Here is a 16,696-nt window from a genome sequence, read left to right on the forward strand (position 1 = left end):
CGCTCAACGGATAAAAGGTACTCCGGGGATAACAGGCTGATACCGCCCAAGAGTTCATATCGACGGCGGTGTTTGGCACCTCGATGTCGGCTCATCACATCCTGGGGCTGAAGCCGGTCCCAAGGGTATGGCTGTTCGCCATTTAAAGTGGTACGCGAGCTGGGTTTAGAACGTCGTGAGACAGTTCGGTCCCTATCTGCCGTGGACGTTTGAGATTTGAGAGGGGCTGCTCCTAGTACGAGAGGACCGGAGTGGACGAACCTCTGGTGTTCCGGTTGTCACGCCAGTGGCATTGCCGGGTAGCTATGTTCGGGAAAGATAACCGCTGAAAGCATCTAAGCGGGAAACTTGCCTCAAGATGAGATCTCACTGGAACCTTGAGTTCCCTGAAGGGCCGTCGAAGACTACGACGTTGATAGGTTGGGTGTGTAAGCGCTGTGAGGCGTTGAGCTAACCAATACTAATTGCCCGTGAGGCTTGACCATATAACACCCAAGCAATTTGCTGACCTGAAAAGGCACCAGATTGCGGTGTGTGAAGACGAAACGAACCGAAAGTTCGACTGCACTTAAAAAAGCAGCACAAAACACCGAAAGCCATCACATACCCAATTTGCTGAAGCGAGGCCACTTGGCCACGATTCGGTACCCGAATTTCTTGACGACCATAGAGCGTTGGAACCACCTGATCCCATCCCGAACTCAGCAGTGAAACGATGCATCGCCGATGGTAGTGTGGGGTTTCCCCATGTGAGAGTAGGTCATCGTCAAGATTAAATTCCGAAACCCCAATTGCGAAAGCAGTTGGGGTTTTGTTTTGCCTGTGGAAAAGTTTTTGCTCGCGATAGCGAACAAATTTGCACAGTTATTTTCGAATCAGAACACTAGAATAGCCCCACCTTATTCGGAGCCAGAGCCTTTATGTCAGAGTCGGTTGACGCCCCAGGGCTGTCAGATTTACCGCTGGAAGACTTGGTGGCCTGTCACGAGTGCGACCTGCTGATGCGCAAGCCCACACTTGCCCATGGCGAGAAAGCGCTCTGCCCACGCTGCGGTTACGAGTTGTATGCCCACCGCCATAATGTGGTGCAGCGCAGCCTTGCCTTGGTGATTGCAGCATTGCTGCTGTACATCCCGGCAAACTTTTTGCCCATCATGCAGCTCAATATCCTCGGACAGTCTTCGCAGGATACGGTCTGGAGCGGCGTGCTCGGCTTGTTCAATACGGACATGCAGGGCGTTTCGATCGTCGTATTCCTGTGCAGCATGGCCATTCCGCTGTTGAAGTTGCTGTGCCAGTTGTTCGTCTTGCTAACGATCCGCTTCGACGTCGGTCGCAGTTACGGTTTGCTGCTTTACCGTATTTATCACCACCTCAAAGACTGGGGAATGCTTGAGGTCTACCTCATGGGCGTACTGGTGGCGATCGTCAAACTGGCGGACATGGCAGCCATCACCGCAGGCCTTGGCCTCGCGTGTTTTATTGGATTGTTGTTGGTACAGGTATGGCTGGAGGTGGTGATGTCACCGCATCAGATCTGGCAGGCGTTATCAGGGGAAGATGCTCATGCGGGCGATTGATGCGGGCATTCTGGTCTGTACCGAATGTCATGAGTTGAACAGGCAGGAAGCGGACACCGACGAGCAAACCTGCACCCGCTGTGGTGCATTGGTCCACGCTCGCAGGCCGAACAGCCTCACCCGCACTTGGGCACTGCTGATCACGGCAGCGATTATCTATATTCCGGCCAATGTCTTGCCGATCATGACTGTCAGTTCTTTGGGGCAGGGTGATCCGAGCACGATCATGTCCGGGGTGATCCAATTGGTGCAGCACGGCATGATTCCGATTGCTGCGGTGGTGTTTATCGCCAGCATTCTGGTGCCGACCTTCAAACTTGTCGGTATCGCGCTGCTGCTGTTTTCAGTACAACGACGTCAGCCGTTGTCCGCTCGTCAGCGCATCTGGATGTACCGTTTCATCGAGTTCATTGGCCGCTGGTCGATGCTCGATATTTTTGTGATCGCCATTCTCGTGGCGGTCGTCAACTTCGGCCGGCTTGCCAGTGTCGAAGCCAATCTTGGCGCCATCGCCTTCGCCAGTGTGGTGATCCTGACGATGCTCGCTGCAGTAACTTTCGATCCCCGACTGATTTGGGATAACACGGAGTCGGACGACGACCATGACTGATTTGCCCGTAGCGAAAACCCGACCGGCCTCGAACTGGTCTGCCATTTGGGTACTGCCTCTGATCGCGCTGATCATCGGTGGTTGGCTCGGCTGGCGTGCCTATTCCGAAACCGGTATCGAAGTTCAGATCCGTTTTGAAAGTGGCGAAGGCATCCAGGCCAACAAGACCGAGGTCATGTACAAAGGCATGTCGGTCGGTAAGGTCAAGGCACTTAAGCTCGACGATGAAGGCAACTCAAAAGGTGTGATCGCCACCGTTGAGATGAACAAGGACGTCGAGCAATACCTCAAGACCAGCACGCGCTTCTGGCTGGTCAAACCGAGCGTGACCCTGGCCGGTATCACCGGTCTGGAAACCCTGGTTTCCGGTAACTACGTCGCCATCAGTCCTGGCGAAGGCGAGCCTGTGCGCAAGTTCAAGGCGCTGGCCGAAGAACCGCCGCTGTCGGACGCCAAGCCCGGTCTGCACCTGACCATCAAGGCTGATCGTCTCGGTTCGCTAAACCGTGGCAGCCCGGTGTTCTATAAGCAGATCAAAGTCGGCCAGATCAAAAGCTACCTGCTCTCGGAAGACCAGAGTACCGTCGAGCTCAAGGTTTTCATCGAGCCAACCTACGCCAAACTGGTGCGCAAACACACGCGTTTCTGGAATGCCAGCGGCATCAGCATCGACGCCAACCTGTCCGGCGTGAAAGTGCGCAGCGAATCGCTGGCCAGCATCGTTGCCGGTGGTATCGCCTTCGCCACACCGGAGAACCGCAAGGATAGTCCGCCGACCGATCCGAGCCTGCCTTTCCGTCTCTACGAAGACTTCGATGCCGCTGCTGCCGGCATTCGTGTGAAGGTCAAACTCAGCGATTTCGAAGGCCTGCAGGCCGGCCGTACGCCGGTGATGTACAAAGGCATTCAGGTCGGCAATCTGAAAGCGCTGAAGGTCGATCCGGATCTGAACAGCGCCACTGCCGAGCTGACTCTTGATCCGTTGGCCGAAGACTATCTGGTCGATGGCACGCAGTTCTGGGTAGTCAAGCCATCGATTTCGCTGGCAGGTATTACCGGTCTGGAAGCCTTGGTGAAAGGTAACTACATCGCTGTGCGTCCGGGTGATAAAGGCGCGCCGCCGAAACGCGAGTTCGAGGCACGGCCGAAAGCGCCGCCGCTGGATCTGCGCTCACCGGGTCTGCACCTGGTGCTGTTCACTGACACCCTCGGCTCGATCGATGTCGGCAGTCCGATTCTGTACAAACAGGTCAAGGTCGGTTCGGTGCAGAGCTATCAGTTCTCCAAGACCCGCAAGCAACTGGTGATCGGTGTTCACATCGAGAAGGAATACGAAAACCTGGTCAACGCCTCGACGCGGTTCTGGAACGTCAGTGGTGTGACGCTGACTGGCGGTTTGACCGGCGGGATTCAAGTTAAGAGTGAGTCGCTGCAGACCTTGATGGCCGGCGGCATTGCCTTTGAAACACCGCAAGCCAAGGCGCCGTTGCAGAAACGCATTCCGCGCTTCCGTCTGTTCGCCAATCACGATGACGCCAATCAGAAGGGCGCGGTAGTCACTATCAAGGTTGATCGTGCCGACGGCTTACGCAGTGGCACACCGGTTCGCTTCAAGGGGCTGGATGTCGGCAAGATCGAAAGTGTCGACCTGACCGATGACTTGCAATCGGTCATCCTCACGGCACGCATCACGGAAGTGTCGGAGAAGATCGCGCGGGTCGGCAGTCAGTTCTGGGTGGTCAAACCGGAGTTGGGCCTGATCAAGACAGAAAATCTGGAAACCCTGGTGACCGGAAAATACATAGAAGTGCAACCGGCAGCGAAGAACCTCGGCCCGCAGAAGAACTTCGTGGCGCTAGCGAATGCGCCGGAAGTGACCAAGCAAGAAGCGGGGCTGAGTCTGGTATTGAGCGCGGCCCGTCGTGGTTCGCTAAAGCCGGGTGTGCCGGTGACTTACCGTGAAATTACCGTGGGTAAAGTCACCGGTTATGAACTGGGGCAGACCGCTGATCGGGTGTTGGTGCACATTTTGATCGAGCCGAAATACGCGCCACTGGTGCGCAGTGGCAGTCGTTTCTGGAACACCAGTGGTGTGGGTTTCGATATCGGCTTGTTCAACGGGCTGACGGTACGCACCGAGTCGCTGGAGACGGCGATTCAGGGCGGGATTGCTTTCGCTACGCCGGACGGTGAGCGCATGGGCAACCCGGCGCGACCTGAGCAGACGTTCCCGTTGTTCGACAAGTTTGAGGATGAGTGGCTGACGTGGGCGCCGAAGATTTCGCTCGGTAAGTAAACTTTCAGCGTCTGTAAGGACGCCATCGCGAGCAGGCTCACTCCTACAGGGGAACGCATTCCAACTGTAGGAGTGAGCCTGCTCGCGATAGGGCCCGCAAAATCAGCAAAAAATCCCAAGCCATAAAAAAGGGCCGCGATCCTATCAGATCGCGGCCCTTTTTTTGCCTTCAGTTAATGCCGGTCAAACCGCATCCAGCTCCGGCTCATCCGCTTCAACATTCAGCGTGGCCTTCACCACATCATGCCGACGGATGTACTTCCAGTCCGCCTCATCAATGTAGATCCCCGCCGGGCCGCTGCCGCCTTCGAGGTCGATCGCGACACTGGCGCAGACCTGCGGCTTCACACTCGCCAGAATCGGCACGAAGCCCAGTTGCAGACTGGTTTCCAGCAGCGCGGCCTGGTTCTTCTCATCGATATCCGCCGCCTCGTCGAGGTAGTACGGCAGACGCACGCGACCGGCCTGATCGCGATCCATCAAGTGCAGCAACAAATACATGTTGGTCAGCGCCTTGATGGTCATGGTCGTGCCGTTGGACGCCGCGCCATCGATGTCGGTGTGAATAACCGGTTGACCGTTGACCTTGGTGATCTCGAACGCCAGTTCGAACAAGTCCTTGAGACCGAGCTGGTTGTGGTTCGCCGCCACCAGCCGCGCCAGGTATTCCTTGGCCTCTTCGTTCTTGTTGTCCTGCTCGGCGCTCTGGCTCAGGTCGAATACCGACAGGGTTTCGCCTTCTTCGTACTGACCGGCGCTGTGGATGATCTGGTCGATGTGCTTGAGGGCTTCCTTGTTCGGCGCGAGGACGATACGGAAGCTTTGCAGGTTGGAGACCTGACGCTTGTTGATCTCGCGGTTGAACAGCGCCAGTTGATGCTCGAGGCTGTCGTAGTCGCTGCGAATGTTGCGCAGGGTCCGGGCGATGTCAGTGACCGCTGCACGGCGGGCCTTGCCCAGGGTCAGCGCTTCATCGGTACGGTGCGCGTAAGCGTTGATCAGCAACGACAGGCGGCGCTCCATGTCGTCTTCGCTGTCGAACTTGGCCACGCCTTTGAGGCGCACTTGCGCATACAACGCTTCGATCTGGCCATCGGCGCGCAGCAGGCCTTGCCAGCTGTCCTGATAGTCGTTGAGCAGCGGCAGCAGGTTGTCCATCGAGTCATCGACCGGATCCATGAACGGCGTACCGAACGGCAGATCCGCCGGCAGCAACTGACGACGACGCAGCGCATCGTCGAGGGTGCGTTGCTTGGCTTCCATGTCAGCGATCTGGCGGCCGACCAGTTGCAGCTTGGCCGACAGTTGCTGGACGCGTTCGGTGAAGGCGTCGCTGGAGCGCTTGAGTTCGTCCTGCGCGCCTTCCATCTGCGCCAGTTGCTCAAGCTTGTCGCTTTCTTCGGCGCTCAGGGTTTGGGTGCGGCGGAAATCTTCCAGAGCTTTCTGCGCGTCCAGCACTTGCTGGTACAGCGCTTCGGTCTGGGTCTTGCTCGCGGCGCGGTCGGCGGCCACGGCTTGCTGGGTTTTCAGTTGCTTGAGCTCTTTTTCCAGACGCTCTTTCTGATCGCGCAGTGCAGCACGGTCGGCCAGCGCTTGCAGCGCCGGTGGCTCGATGTGCGAGATGTCGATGGACAAGCCCGGCACTTCGAAGCGCTCGCCTTTGAAGCCATCGAGAATCAGCTCAACGGATTTGACCCACGCGCCATCGTCGTCGAGGGTGATGCCGTGTTCACCCAGCGGCAGACTGAACAGTGCGCTGTTGAACAGGCGCATCAAACGCTCGACGTCCTGTTGCGAGAACTCTTCGCGCAGACGGGCATAGCTGTTGTTGTCAGCGTGATCGAGCTGCTGCTTCACCGACTTCAGGCGTTTTTCCAGATCGCGCACGCGCTCTTCCAGATCTTCCGCACTGAACTGGCGGGATTGCGCCAGGGCACCGGCCAGTTCGTCGTGCGCGTCCTTGGCCGCGAGCAGTTGTTGCTCAAGCACTTTGACGTCATCGACCAGCGCGAAGCGGTTCTTCAGCACCGACAACTCACCGAGCCAGCGCTGGATGCCGGAGATTTCCCGCTCCAGACGCATCAGTTCCTGAGTACCACCGCGTTGATCGTTCTGCAGATCGTCCTGCTCTCGACGGTAGTGCTCGGCCTGAATCGTCAGCTCTTCCTTGCGCGCACTGGCGTAGTCCGACCAGGTGCCGAGCAGCGAGTCGAGCAGCGGCGACAGGCGATGCAGTTTGCCGCGCAGCACGTCGCGCTGTTTCACGCCGTTGGCCAAGGCCTCAACCAACGGGCCGGCAGCAACCAGCGAGTTGTAGTCCTGTTCCATGCGCCGCACATCGCGGAAGGCTTCTTCGCACGCGGCGATGTAATCGACGCTGCCGGAACGCAGGCTGTGTTCGAAGGCATCGAGGAACAACTGCTTGAGCTTGGCCGCGGTGATTTCGCGCATGTGCAGCAGGTTGATGAACAGCGCGCGGAAGGTCTTCAGGCTCTGTTCGCTGGTGGAGCGCAGCGGAATCAAAGTCAGGTCGAGCGGAATCGACGTGTGACCGCCGACCAGCAAACGACGCAGCTCATCCGGCTTGAGTTCGTAGGCTTTCAGGCCTTCTTTTTCAAGGTTGCTGAACAGCTCTTTCTGGCGCAGGCAGGTGTCGTTCTTCTGGTAATGCGCCAGATCGAGCTTGCCGGCGTAAGCAAAGAACTGGTGACCGAAACCGCCGCCCGGGCCGCGACCGACCACGCCGATCACGTGCGGGCCATGGGGCAGATTCACTTCAACGAGGATGTAGCTGGTGTCGGAAGCGAAGTAGAAGCGCCGCGATTGTTCCAGGCTGTATTTGCCGAAACTCATGTCCGACATGCGCGCCAGAATCGGGAACTGCAAGGCGTTGATCGACGCCGATTTACCAAGGTTGTTTGCGCCGTAAACCGACAGCGGTTCTTCCAGCGGGAACAGGCCGAGGCTGTAACCGGCGGTGTTCAAAAGGGCAAAGCGGCGGATGCCGTAGCGTTCCTGGCTCATGCGTCGGACTCCTGTTCTTCGGCAATGGCGCGGGCCAGTGCGTCTTCTTCGCTCTCTTCTTCAAACTCTGAAAGATCGAGCGGGTCGTCGGTTTCGAGGAATTTGGCTTCGGCCGCTTCGTCGATCAGCACCGGTGCCGGCAGCGGCAGAACGCTGTGTACGCTGGCCGCCAGATCGCGGTCCTGCTGCACCGACAGGCACACATCGAGGAAGCGGTGCATCGGCGGCAGGAAGCGGTACACGCCGTTTTCTTCGCTGGCGAAACCGAGTTGAGTCATGCGGCGCATGATCTTTTCTTCGAGCTCTTCAACGGTCTGCACTTCGGCCTGAATGAACAGGTCGCGGTATTTCTCCAGCAGCGATGGCAACTCTTCACGGCCGAGGCTGCCGCCATCGAGCACGGCGATCGGGTCGCGGCCCTGATCGGCCAGATGCTCGACGAGGATGAAGGTGAACAGCGCCAGACGCTGGGCAGTCTTGTTCACCGCGGCGGCGGCCATGTCCGGCACAAAGTAGTAGAAACCACGGGTGTCGCAGACCAGTTCAAAACCCAGCGCCTTGAACAGCGTGCGGTACTGATCCTGGAAGTTCGACAGTTGCGCGTACAGCTCCGGGTCGCGGCGGCTGACGTGGTAACCCTTGAACAGCTCGCGGAAGATCGGCGCGAGTTGCGACAGTTCGGAAAGATCAAGATGCATTGGGGATGCTCGCAGAATTCTCGGCGGCGTTATCGCTGGCCGAGAGCAGGGCGAAGGAGCGCAGGCTGACCTGATGCTCGTGAGTGTGGTATTCGCGGCGTTCCAGACGCTCGCGCTTGAAGCGTTTTTCCCGCGACAGGCGCGAGAACCAGTAGAGCAATTCGTCGGTGGCGCCGTCCGGTTCCTGCTCCAGCAGCCAGGTCATCAGATCCGGCATCGGCAGGGCTTCTTCGCAACGGTCGACCATCTCGCGCACGGTGCGTGGCGCGCGTGGGGCTTCGCCTTTCTGCGTTTTGTGCGCCTTGGGGAAACGCGCCGGTTTCGGCTCGAAACGTGCCAAGGCATAAACGTAGGCTTCGACCTGACTGGCGCTGCCGAGGAAGGTGCTTTGCGGGCGGGTGAACAGCGGCATCGCGGCTTGCGGCACGGCGTCGATGCCTTTGCGCCGAATCGCCGCCAGGGCCAACGCGGCGCCACGGGTCACGGCGTTGTGCCGGCGCGCTTCTTCACGCAGCGGCAGCAGCAATTCGCGGGCATGCCGCAGGGTCAATTGCGCGCTGGTCTGCATTTCGAGGATGCGTGCGTGGGTGCGCAGGAGCATGTCGTCATCGACCAGATGGCCGAGGCGCTGCTGTTCGCTGAGCATCTTCAGCAATACGGTTTCGACCTTGCGCACGCCTTGTTCGAAGGCGCCGTCGGCGTTCACCAGATCGATCATCGGCTCGACGTATTCGTCCCAGGTCGCCAGTACTTCAGCGTAACGCTGACGCAATGGAATCTGCCGGTCGCTGGTCTTCGCGCGTTCTGCGACGGCGACCAGCGCCTGTTCGTCGTTGTCGAGCTTCTTCAGCACATCGCGCACGCGCATGTCGAGCAGGCGCAGCTGGCGAGCGAGGTCGTGGCCATCGCGGACTTCGAATGCGTCCTGGATGTAACCGGCCAGACGTTCGAGGTGACGCAGATAGGCTTCGATTTCCAGGCACAGGCCCAAGCGGTGTTCACGACGCAAGTAGGCGAGGAAGTCGTGAATCTGCGCGTTCAGCTCGAAACGATTCGGGCTTTTTGCCACCGGAATCAGAATATCGAGGCGAATCCACACGTCGAGCAGACTGGTGATGTCCTGCGGCGTGCTGTCCAGTTGTTGGGCGGCCAGTTGCGAGCGCAGTTCGTTGAGGCTCAATGTGCCTTGGTCGAAGTGCTCACACAGTGGCTCAAGCAGTGCCCAGTGTTCAGCGAGGGCGCGCAAGACGCGCTTGGGTTCGATCATCGGAATGCCCGGCTGGTTGGCAATGAAAAGCGGCGATTGTACTGCATCACGAAGGATGCGATTCACTCTCGGGACGGGCTGTCGCATTCTTTGTATAAAGAGCGTGGCTAAAGCGCCTCGTGAAAGAGTATCGATCTACAACGGGCGATCTTGAACGAAGGGCGGTAGAATCGGCGCACTTCAGTTATCCACAAGTGGCCGACCCTTGCTAATCGAGTCCCGCCGCCGCGCCTATTTGAACGCCATGCAGGTGGTCAATTGGCTGCCGCGCACCGAATTGCCCTTCGCCGCACCCTCGCGGCCCGAACTGCTGGACATGCCCGAGCCCGAGGTAGAAGCGCCGGTTGCGTCCGCGCAGCAAGCCGAAGCGCCGGTGCAAACGGCAGCCGCTCGTCCGGTCGAACGGCCGAAGATCGAAGTGCCGCGTCCTTCGTTGGCCAGCACCCGGACCAACGCCAAACCGGTGGAAGAGGCCGACGACACGCCGGTTGTCGCCAAACCGGCGCCAGTGCCACCGCCACGTTTTGCTCTGCAATTGCTCCGTGCCGGGCGTTGCCTGCTGCTGGTCGAGTTACCCACAGGCGAACCGTTCCAGTCCCGCGATCCCGCCTATCTGTTACTCAAAGACATGCTGCGCGCCGCCGGTCTGCCGGATGCACCGCAAATCGTCGGCGAGCCTGTGCGCTGGCCGTGGCTCAATCGCGGCACGATGGATCAAGGCCCGGAAGCGGCGCGCGACTTCGTTCAGGGGTTCCTTTCCGTGCAAATGGAAGCCGCTCCGTGTGCCTGCCTGTGGCTGATCGGCCTGCCGGCGGTGCGTTTTGCTGGTGAAGCGGATGCCGAAGCGTTCAATCGTGAATTGCAGATCGAAGGACTGGGCTCGGCCTGGGCCATTCCCGGTCTGGAATTGTTAATGGAAGAGCCACAGCGCAAGGCCGCTGTGTGGCAAGCCATGCGTCGGCTAATGGCGCGCTGGAAAGAATCGAATGAGTGACGCTGTATCGTTCCGCCCGATGACCGAGGCGGATCTGGAAACCGTGCTGAAAATCGAGTACGCCGCTTACAGTCATCCATGGACTCGGGGGATTTTTCTCGACGGCCTGGGCAAATACCAGATCTGGCTGATGTTCGAGGGTGAGCAGCAGGTTGGCCACGGCGTGGTGCAGATCATTCTGGATGAGGCGCACCTGCTCAATATCACCGTCAAACCGGAGAATCAGGGGCGCGGGCTGGGGCTGACGTTGCTTGAGCATCTGATGTCGCGGGCGTATGCGGCTTCTGCGCGAGAATGTTTTCTGGAAGTGCGTGACAGCAATACGGGTGCGTTCAAGTTGTATGAGCGTTATGGCTTCAATGAGATCGGCCGGCGCCGGGATTATTATCCGGCAGTGGGTGGGCGTGAGGATGCCGTGGTCATGGCCTGCACCCTGGTTGACTGATCGCCTTTAAAAGCTTCGCGAGCAGGCTCGCTCCCACATTTGGTTCATGGTGTTCACACATTTTGTGCGCACCCCAAAACCCCTGTGGGAGCGAGCCTGCTCGCGAAAGTGTCCTACCAGGCAGCGACGATCAGCGGTTGCCATCCAGCGGTTCACGCTGCGCCAGTTCCGCCTCATCCAGCCCATTGCCACCGCCAATGTCATCTTCATCGACAATGCTCAGATCCCAATCGGCCTGATTGCCTTCCCCGGCCTCTTCGGCATCTCGTGCGCCATCTTCATGAATCAGTGTTTCCGGGCTCAGATCATCGTCGGTGGGTTCATGGTCCGCGGTCGATGCGCCGGTCAATCCGGCCTCACGCACCCGCTCACGCGGCATCAACTGCTCACGTTCACGCTCCGGGATCTCATCACCGATTTTCGCGCTGGGTTGGTCTTCATCGAAATCCAGCTCATGCACCGAACCCATGCGGTCTTCGTTATCATCGATGGGCTCCGGTTGCACTGCATCGTAAGGGCGTCGTGAATCAGTCATGGCAATTCCTCATACTGTGGGCCTTACTTAGGTGGACTCACCGGGCACACGAGAATTCCAATGAAATCACTTGCGGTTCTGGCGTGACCCCGACGGGCGGTCGTCTGTCATACCAGCGCATCTTTCTTGAGGCCTTACAGCATGCATGACTTACAAGACCTGATTGATAACAACGAGCGTTGGGCTGACGCGATCACCAAGGAAGACCCGGATTTCTTCGCCAAACTGGCGCGCCAGCAAACGCCGGAATATCTGTGGATCGGCTGCTCCGATGCGCGAGTGCCGGCCAACGAGATCGTCGGCATGCTGCCGGGCGATCTGTTCGTCCACCGTAACGTCGCCAACGTCGTGCTGCACACCGATCTCAACTGCCTGTCGGTGATCCAGTACGCAGTCGACGTGCTCAAGGTCAAACATATCCTCGTCACCGGCCACTACGGTTGCGGCGGTGTGCGCGCCTCGATGCAGGACCGGCAGTTCGGCCTGATCGATGGCTGGCTGCGTTCGATCCGCGATCTGTACTACGAGAAACGCGAAGAACTGGCCAAGTTGCCGACTGAAGAAGAGCAGGTTGATCGCATGTGCGAACTCAACGTGATCCAGCAAGTGGCCAACGTCGCTCACACCAGCATCATCCAGAACGCCTGGCATCGCGGGCAGAGCCTGTCGATCCACGGGTGCATCTACGGCATCAAGGATGGTCGCTGGAAAAGTCTCAACACCACCATCAGTGGTTTCGAGCAGTTGCCACCGCAATATCGTCTGCGTCCGGTTGGCGCGTTGTAATCCGCCTGTCAGCGCCAACCCGAGTGCCGCCAGCGTTGTAAAAAGTGTTGGCCTTCGAGGCAGGGTGGCTCGTTGTATCCGTTGATCCACCCACGGCAACGCGGTGAACCGCAACCGCAGGCGAACTGGCGCAGCAGTTTGTCTTCGGTGGCGGCGTAGTCCATGGTCAGCCGCTCACCCTTGTGGATATCCTTCAACGCCCACAGCCACAACTCGCTCATGTCGAGAAATACGTTGGGGTCGCAGGCGTGTTCGATCAATCCGCAAAAGCGCGGGTCGTAGAGGTGAATGCCTGCCAGCATTTGTCGGGTCTGCCGGCATCGATAGGGCAATAGTTGCCCGGAAACCCTGCACATTCGGTGGGTTTGCAGGAACTCTCGGCGCGCCCCGACCGCCATTGGGCTGCCGTAGTGATCCTGAATGATTTCGAAATCGGCGCAGGAGGGAAACCCCAGGCGCACGGGCAAGCCGGCGAAGGGGTAGATGCCTTCGGTATCGCGCGGAGCAGAGTGCGCCATGGCGTGGATGTTCATAACAGTCCTTGTCGCAAGGTTTTTGCGACTTCCCTGGGTTGACGTCCTGTCACTACTGCGATGTCGGTACTTGGATCCAATCGTGTCTTATTAGGTATAGCCGGTCTACTGTCAGATCTGACAGGCGATATAGACGCTTTCCCGCGTCAGCATTGGCTGACACGGGAATGTCACAAGCAATTACAGGTGTGGGGCGGGAATAGCGGCGGCCGGCAGCGGCGCTTTCAATTGCTTCAGTTGCGATTTGATCGCAGTGGTTGTGCACTTGGCAGCGGCCTGCTCCGGGGTCAGGTTGCGAATCGAGGTGTAGAACAGCTCGCAGGTTTTGACTTTCTGCGTGACCTGCCACGTTTGCGTACAGCTGTTGAGAGTGGCCTGCGCATCGCTGCCCGGTTTGCTGCCCATGCCAGCCTGCCAGCAGGCGGCGCTCAAATCCTGCCCCATGACTTTCAGGCCCGCAGCATCAGCCTTGGCCTGTGCATCGTCGCCGGTGTAACTCTTCGGGTCGGCTGCGTACCAGATATAACTTGGGTGGTTGGAACCCAGCACCGGCACTTTCACACCTTCGCTCGGGCTGATGGTTGCCAGCCCCAAGACATTCACGGTTGGCCCGTATTGCTGCTTGATCCAGTTACGCACCGGCGCGCCGAACGCGACCATCGGCAACGTCGTGCCGCTGGTGGTCTGGCTGAACTGCTGGACCAGTGTGGTCTGGTAATCCTTGAAGTAGTCATAGACGCCTTCCAGATCGCTACCGGCGTTGGACGGCGCAGCGATCGGGGCAATGTCGATGATGGTCTGGAAGGCCGGCGTCTGCTCGGCAGGAATGCCATTGTCAGTCAGCAGAGTTGCCCAGCGATCGGTGGTGTTCGAACGCAGATAATCCTGTGCCTGGGTCAGCGAGTAATCCGGCGGGAAGTGCAGCAGCTCGACACTTTTACGGTTTTCCAGGGCCATGCCCAGTGGCAGGAACAAATACCAGCTATAGGCCCATTTGCCGTCGGCGTTGAGCTTGCTGGCACCGGTGTAGGCCAGATCACCCGCGTCCAGTAGCGCCGACAGGGGCTTGTCGTAATCCTTCGGCACGCCGGTGATTTCGGCGTAGAGCTGACCGTTGTCGGTTTTTACCAGCACCTTGGCATCGGCATAACCATCGCGTTGCACGCTCTGGCTCAAGTAATGGGTGACGGTCTGTTCCAGCGTCCAGTTGCGGAAGCAGATGACATTGCAGTTGTTGGGGTAAGCGAAGAGGCGGGTGACGCGTTCGGTGCTGCCCAGTTTCAGATCGACATCGGCGTGGGCGGCCGCGCTCAGCGTAAGTGCGGCAAGAGCCAGTGCTGTCGGGTTAAGTCCTGCGAGTTTGAACATGCTCAGATCCTTTTCAGCGTGGGTTCCCCCGCGTATCGGGGGCGCCTCATAGTGGATCAGCCGCGTTTGACAGAGAAGCCGTCATCGGCAGATTTTTGCGCAAACTCACAGGGCTGGTTTTCACGCCGGAAAATGCAAGGCGTTGGTCAAATCGCCCATGGGTTTCTGACCCCGGGCAATCATCGCCTCGTCCCGTTGTTTGAGGCCGTCGAGGGTTTCCAGTTGGAACACACGAGTGATCAGCCGCAGGATCGATGCCGTGTCGTAGACCGTGTGATCCACCGCGCCTTTGCGCGCGAACGGCGACACCACCAGCGCCGGCACGCGTGACCCTGGGCCCCAGCGGTCGCCCTTGGGCGGTGCGACATGATCCCACCAGCCACCGTTCTCGTCGACCGTGACGATTACCACCATGTTTTTCCACTGCGGGCTTTCACGCAGCACTTTCAGCGCGCGCACCATGTGCCGATCCCCGGACGCCACATCGGCATAACCGGCGTGCATGTTCAGGTTGCCCTGAGGTTTGTAGAAACTCACCGCCGGCAACTTGCCCGCTTCGGCATCGGCGAAGAACTTGTTGCTGCTCGATTCATCACCCAAGCCAGCATCACGCAGACGCTTGTTGCGCTCGTCGGGGTTCTCCGGACCTTGCTGCTTGAAGTAGTTGAACGGCTGATGGTGATACTGGAAGTTGGGAATTTTCGGAATGCCGCCGGAATCCTTGTACTGATCCAGCGTCGCCTGCCACGCACCGGCATACCACGCCCAATCGATGTGCTTTTTCGACAGCTTGTCGCCAATGTGTTCGTGGGTCTGCGGCACCATGACGTTGGGCAGATCCGCTTTGGAATACGCCGGGCGCTCGGGGTCGCGAATCCAGGTGGGCCAGTAGGGCGGGGCGAGGGTGTTGACGCCGAAGCCATCCGGGGTCAGCGCACTCGGGCCGAACTGCGGCGGGCCGGTCATCGCGCTGGCGGGGGATTGCTCCAGCGGCTTGAGGCGTGGATCGGCGGGATCGTCGCTTTGCAGCGCGGCAATCTGCGACTTGGCCACCGAATTGGCTGCGTCCGGATAGAACGGCGCGGTGGCGCTGATCAGGTATTGGTGATTGAGGAACGAGCCACCAAAAGCACCCTGGAAGAAGTTGTCACACAGCACGAACTCCTGCGCGACGTCCCACAGGCGCAGGGAATAACGGCTCTGCGCGTAGTGGCCCATGGTCAAGCCTCCGGAGTCGGCCCAGGCCACGAAGCCATCGTTCTTGCCGCCGTTGATCTGCATCTGGTTCTGATAGAACACGTGCCACAAATCGCGGGTCACCAGACCGAACGGCAAGTCCTCGCCATTTGGTCCCTTGAGGGCGAAGGGCGCGTTGGGCAGGTTTTCCTGAAACTGTGTGGCGCTGGGGTAGGTCACGCCATCGAGGGTTTGCGGGCCGATTTGCAGGACGCCGCCCCAAACGGACGGCAGGGTTTGCAGCAGCGAGCCGTCGCGATCGCGTTGTTGATAGTCAGCGGGCTTGAGCGCAGACAGCGGCTTTTCGACACCGGGGAAATCACCGAACAGATTGTTGAAACTGCGGTTCTCGGCGTAGATCACCACCACGGTTTTCACCTGATCGCGCAGGGCCTTGTCCAGCTCGGACGGGGTTAGCGGGCGCTCGGTCGGTTTGCCTGGTTGCTCGCTCGTGTTGCCGCAGCCGGCCAATGTCGCGCCGACCCCGAGCACTGCGACGCCGCCGAGAAAGCGGCGGCGACTGGTGTCGGTGGGGTTTTCGGATTCAGGGGAGGGTGTGTCGATGCCGTCTGTGTCGTCGCTCATGTCTCAGCCCGTTTTGCTTAAATGTTTCAGTATGTTTCGGGCGGACGCTAGCAAGGGGATGTGACGGTTGGGTTACAAATGGAGCGGTGTCTAGCGCCCTTTGGCACTGCTAGACTGCTGCATTAATGAATCTGGTTACGGTGATCCATGAAGCCTTCCACTGCTCTTGATTTGCAACGCGTTGCCATCCGTGAGGTTGTCGGAAGATTTCGTGTGGTAAATCCCCGTGTATTTGGCTCCGCCGCACTTGGGACTGATCTGGAAGGCAGTGATCTGGATTTGTTGGTCGATCCACTTCCCGGTACCACTTTGTTCGATCTCGGTGGGCTGCAAGTGGAACTCGAGGACTTGTTAGGCGTGACTGTCGATCTGCTGACACCAGGAGATCTACCGCTGAAGTTTCGTCAGCAGGTTCTGGATCAGGCTCGTCCCGTATGATCGAAAACCGGCTTGGCGATTACCTTGAACATATGCGGCAGGCCGCCAGTGATGCGTTGATGTTTGTCGAAGGCCTGAATAAGGAAGAGTTCGCCGAAGACAAGCGAACGCAGCAAGCAGTCATTATGAGTCTGGTCATCATTGGCGAGGCGGCTACCAAGGTGCGTAATCGAATCGCTCATGGCTACTTCGATATCAATCTGGATGTAGTGTGGGAAACGGTTCAGGTCGCTTTGCCTGAGCTATTGACGGTACTCCCTACCGAACAGAACTGATCGCACCTGCACTAAGGCAGGTGCAA

The 16,696-nt window shown here is 58.9% G+C and carries 15 protein-coding genes and 2 rRNA genes (1 of these 17 running past the window's edge); 10 read left to right on the forward strand and 7 right to left on the reverse strand.

Translation table 11 applies throughout. The features are described from left to right. From ACOYXJ_RS14120 to ACOYXJ_RS14140, 5 genes are all read left to right on the forward strand, one after another. Positions 1 to 485: ribosomal RNA gene (locus ACOYXJ_RS14120) — 23S ribosomal RNA — on the forward strand; it begins 2,409 nt to the left of the window's first position. Positions 486 to 656: 171 nt separating this feature from the next. Then, positions 657 to 772: ribosomal RNA gene (gene rrf / locus ACOYXJ_RS14125) — 5S ribosomal RNA — on the forward strand. A gap of 148 nt (positions 773 to 920) precedes the next feature. Further along, positions 921 to 1,580, forward strand: coding sequence for a paraquat-inducible protein A (locus tag ACOYXJ_RS14130; RefSeq protein WP_095122929.1), 660 nt, complete (start codon positions 921 to 923; stop codon positions 1,578 to 1,580). Then, positions 1,567 to 2,190: a paraquat-inducible protein A gene (locus ACOYXJ_RS14135; protein ID WP_095050584.1), complete on the forward strand. Its 624-nt coding sequence runs from the start codon at positions 1,567 to 1,569 to the stop codon at positions 2,188 to 2,190. The genes ACOYXJ_RS14130 and ACOYXJ_RS14135 overlap by 14 nt, the downstream gene beginning before the upstream one ends. After that, on the forward strand, positions 2,183 to 4,486 hold the full coding sequence (locus ACOYXJ_RS14140) for a PqiB family protein (protein ID WP_460370013.1): 2,304 nt from the start codon (positions 2,183 to 2,185) through the stop codon (positions 4,484 to 4,486). The genes ACOYXJ_RS14135 and ACOYXJ_RS14140 overlap by 8 nt, the downstream gene beginning before the upstream one ends. A gap of 183 nt (positions 4,487 to 4,669) precedes the next feature. Here the strand turns inward: ACOYXJ_RS14140 and mksF are convergent, their stop codons facing one another. From mksF to mksB, 3 genes are read right to left on the reverse strand one after another with little or no spacing between them, the layout of a single operon-like run. After that, positions 4,670 to 7,510 (reverse strand): Mks condensin complex protein MksF, encoded by a 2,841-nt coding sequence (gene mksF / locus ACOYXJ_RS14145; protein ID WP_150795823.1) that lies wholly within the window; start codon positions 7,508 to 7,510, stop codon positions 4,670 to 4,672. Continuing rightward, positions 7,507 to 8,208 carry an Mks condensin complex protein MksE gene (mksE, locus tag ACOYXJ_RS14150; RefSeq protein WP_007912968.1) on the reverse strand — a complete coding sequence of 234 codons (702 nt, stop codon included), beginning with the start codon at positions 8,206 to 8,208 and terminating at the stop codon, positions 7,507 to 7,509. Before mksE ends, mksF begins: the two co-directional genes overlap by 4 nt. Further along, positions 8,198 to 9,475, reverse strand: coding sequence for an Mks condensin complex protein MksB (gene mksB / locus ACOYXJ_RS14155; protein ID WP_162483039.1), 1,278 nt, complete (start codon positions 9,473 to 9,475; stop codon positions 8,198 to 8,200). The genes mksE and mksB overlap by 11 nt, the downstream gene beginning before the upstream one ends. Positions 9,476 to 9,719: 244 nt before the next feature. Between mksB and ACOYXJ_RS14160 the strand changes: the two genes are divergently transcribed. Further along, positions 9,720 to 10,469, forward strand: a complete 750-nt coding sequence (locus ACOYXJ_RS14160) for an energy transducer TonB (RefSeq protein ID WP_460372953.1) — start codon at positions 9,720 to 9,722, stop codon at positions 10,467 to 10,469. Then, positions 10,462 to 10,914: a ribosomal protein S18-alanine N-acetyltransferase gene (gene rimI / locus ACOYXJ_RS14165; protein WP_007912963.1), complete on the forward strand. Its 453-nt coding sequence runs from the start codon at positions 10,462 to 10,464 to the stop codon at positions 10,912 to 10,914. Before ACOYXJ_RS14160 ends, rimI begins: the two co-directional genes overlap by 8 nt. Positions 10,915 to 11,044: 130 nt before the next feature. Here rimI and ACOYXJ_RS14170 read toward each other — a convergent pair whose 3' ends face one another. Next, on the reverse strand, positions 11,045 to 11,449 hold the full coding sequence (locus ACOYXJ_RS14170; protein ID WP_150795822.1) for a serine kinase/phosphatase: 405 nt from the start codon (positions 11,447 to 11,449) through the stop codon (positions 11,045 to 11,047). 141 nt (positions 11,450 to 11,590) lie between these two features. Here ACOYXJ_RS14170 and can point away from each other — a divergent pair, with 141 nt between their 5' ends. After that, entirely contained in the window at positions 11,591 to 12,235 is a 645-nt protein-coding gene (can, locus tag ACOYXJ_RS14175) for a carbonate dehydratase (RefSeq protein WP_007912954.1), read from the forward strand. 8 nt (positions 12,236 to 12,243) lie between these two features. Here can and ACOYXJ_RS14180 read toward each other — a convergent pair whose 3' ends face one another. The 3 genes from ACOYXJ_RS14180 to acpA form a co-directional block, all read right to left on the reverse strand. Continuing rightward, on the reverse strand, positions 12,244 to 12,768 hold the full coding sequence (locus ACOYXJ_RS14180; RefSeq protein ID WP_150795821.1) for an SET domain-containing protein-lysine N-methyltransferase: 525 nt from the start codon (positions 12,766 to 12,768) through the stop codon (positions 12,244 to 12,246). A gap of 180 nt (positions 12,769 to 12,948) precedes the next feature. Then, a complete protein-coding gene (locus ACOYXJ_RS14185; protein ID WP_460370017.1) occupies positions 12,949 to 14,136 on the reverse strand; it encodes a hypothetical protein in 1,188 nt (395 codons plus the stop codon). Positions 14,137 to 14,256: 120 nt separating this feature from the next. Then, positions 14,257 to 15,957, reverse strand: a complete 1,701-nt coding sequence (gene acpA / locus ACOYXJ_RS14190; protein ID WP_460370019.1) for an acid phosphatase — start codon at positions 15,955 to 15,957, stop codon at positions 14,257 to 14,259. Between the two features lie 147 nt (positions 15,958 to 16,104). On the opposite strand from acpA, the gene ACOYXJ_RS14195 reads away from it, so the two are divergent. Together ACOYXJ_RS14195 and ACOYXJ_RS14200 are read left to right on the forward strand one after the other, a co-directional pair. Continuing rightward, positions 16,105 to 16,395, forward strand: a complete 291-nt coding sequence (locus tag ACOYXJ_RS14195; RefSeq protein ID WP_460370021.1) for a nucleotidyltransferase family protein — start codon at positions 16,105 to 16,107, stop codon at positions 16,393 to 16,395. Continuing rightward, positions 16,392 to 16,670, forward strand: a complete 279-nt coding sequence (locus ACOYXJ_RS14200; protein WP_460370023.1) for a HepT-like ribonuclease domain-containing protein — start codon at positions 16,392 to 16,394, stop codon at positions 16,668 to 16,670. Before ACOYXJ_RS14195 ends, ACOYXJ_RS14200 begins: the two co-directional genes overlap by 4 nt. Positions 16,671 to 16,696 lie beyond the last annotated feature (26 nt).

The sequence above is a fragment of the Pseudomonas sp. Tul2A7 genome, from assembly GCF_054790505.1.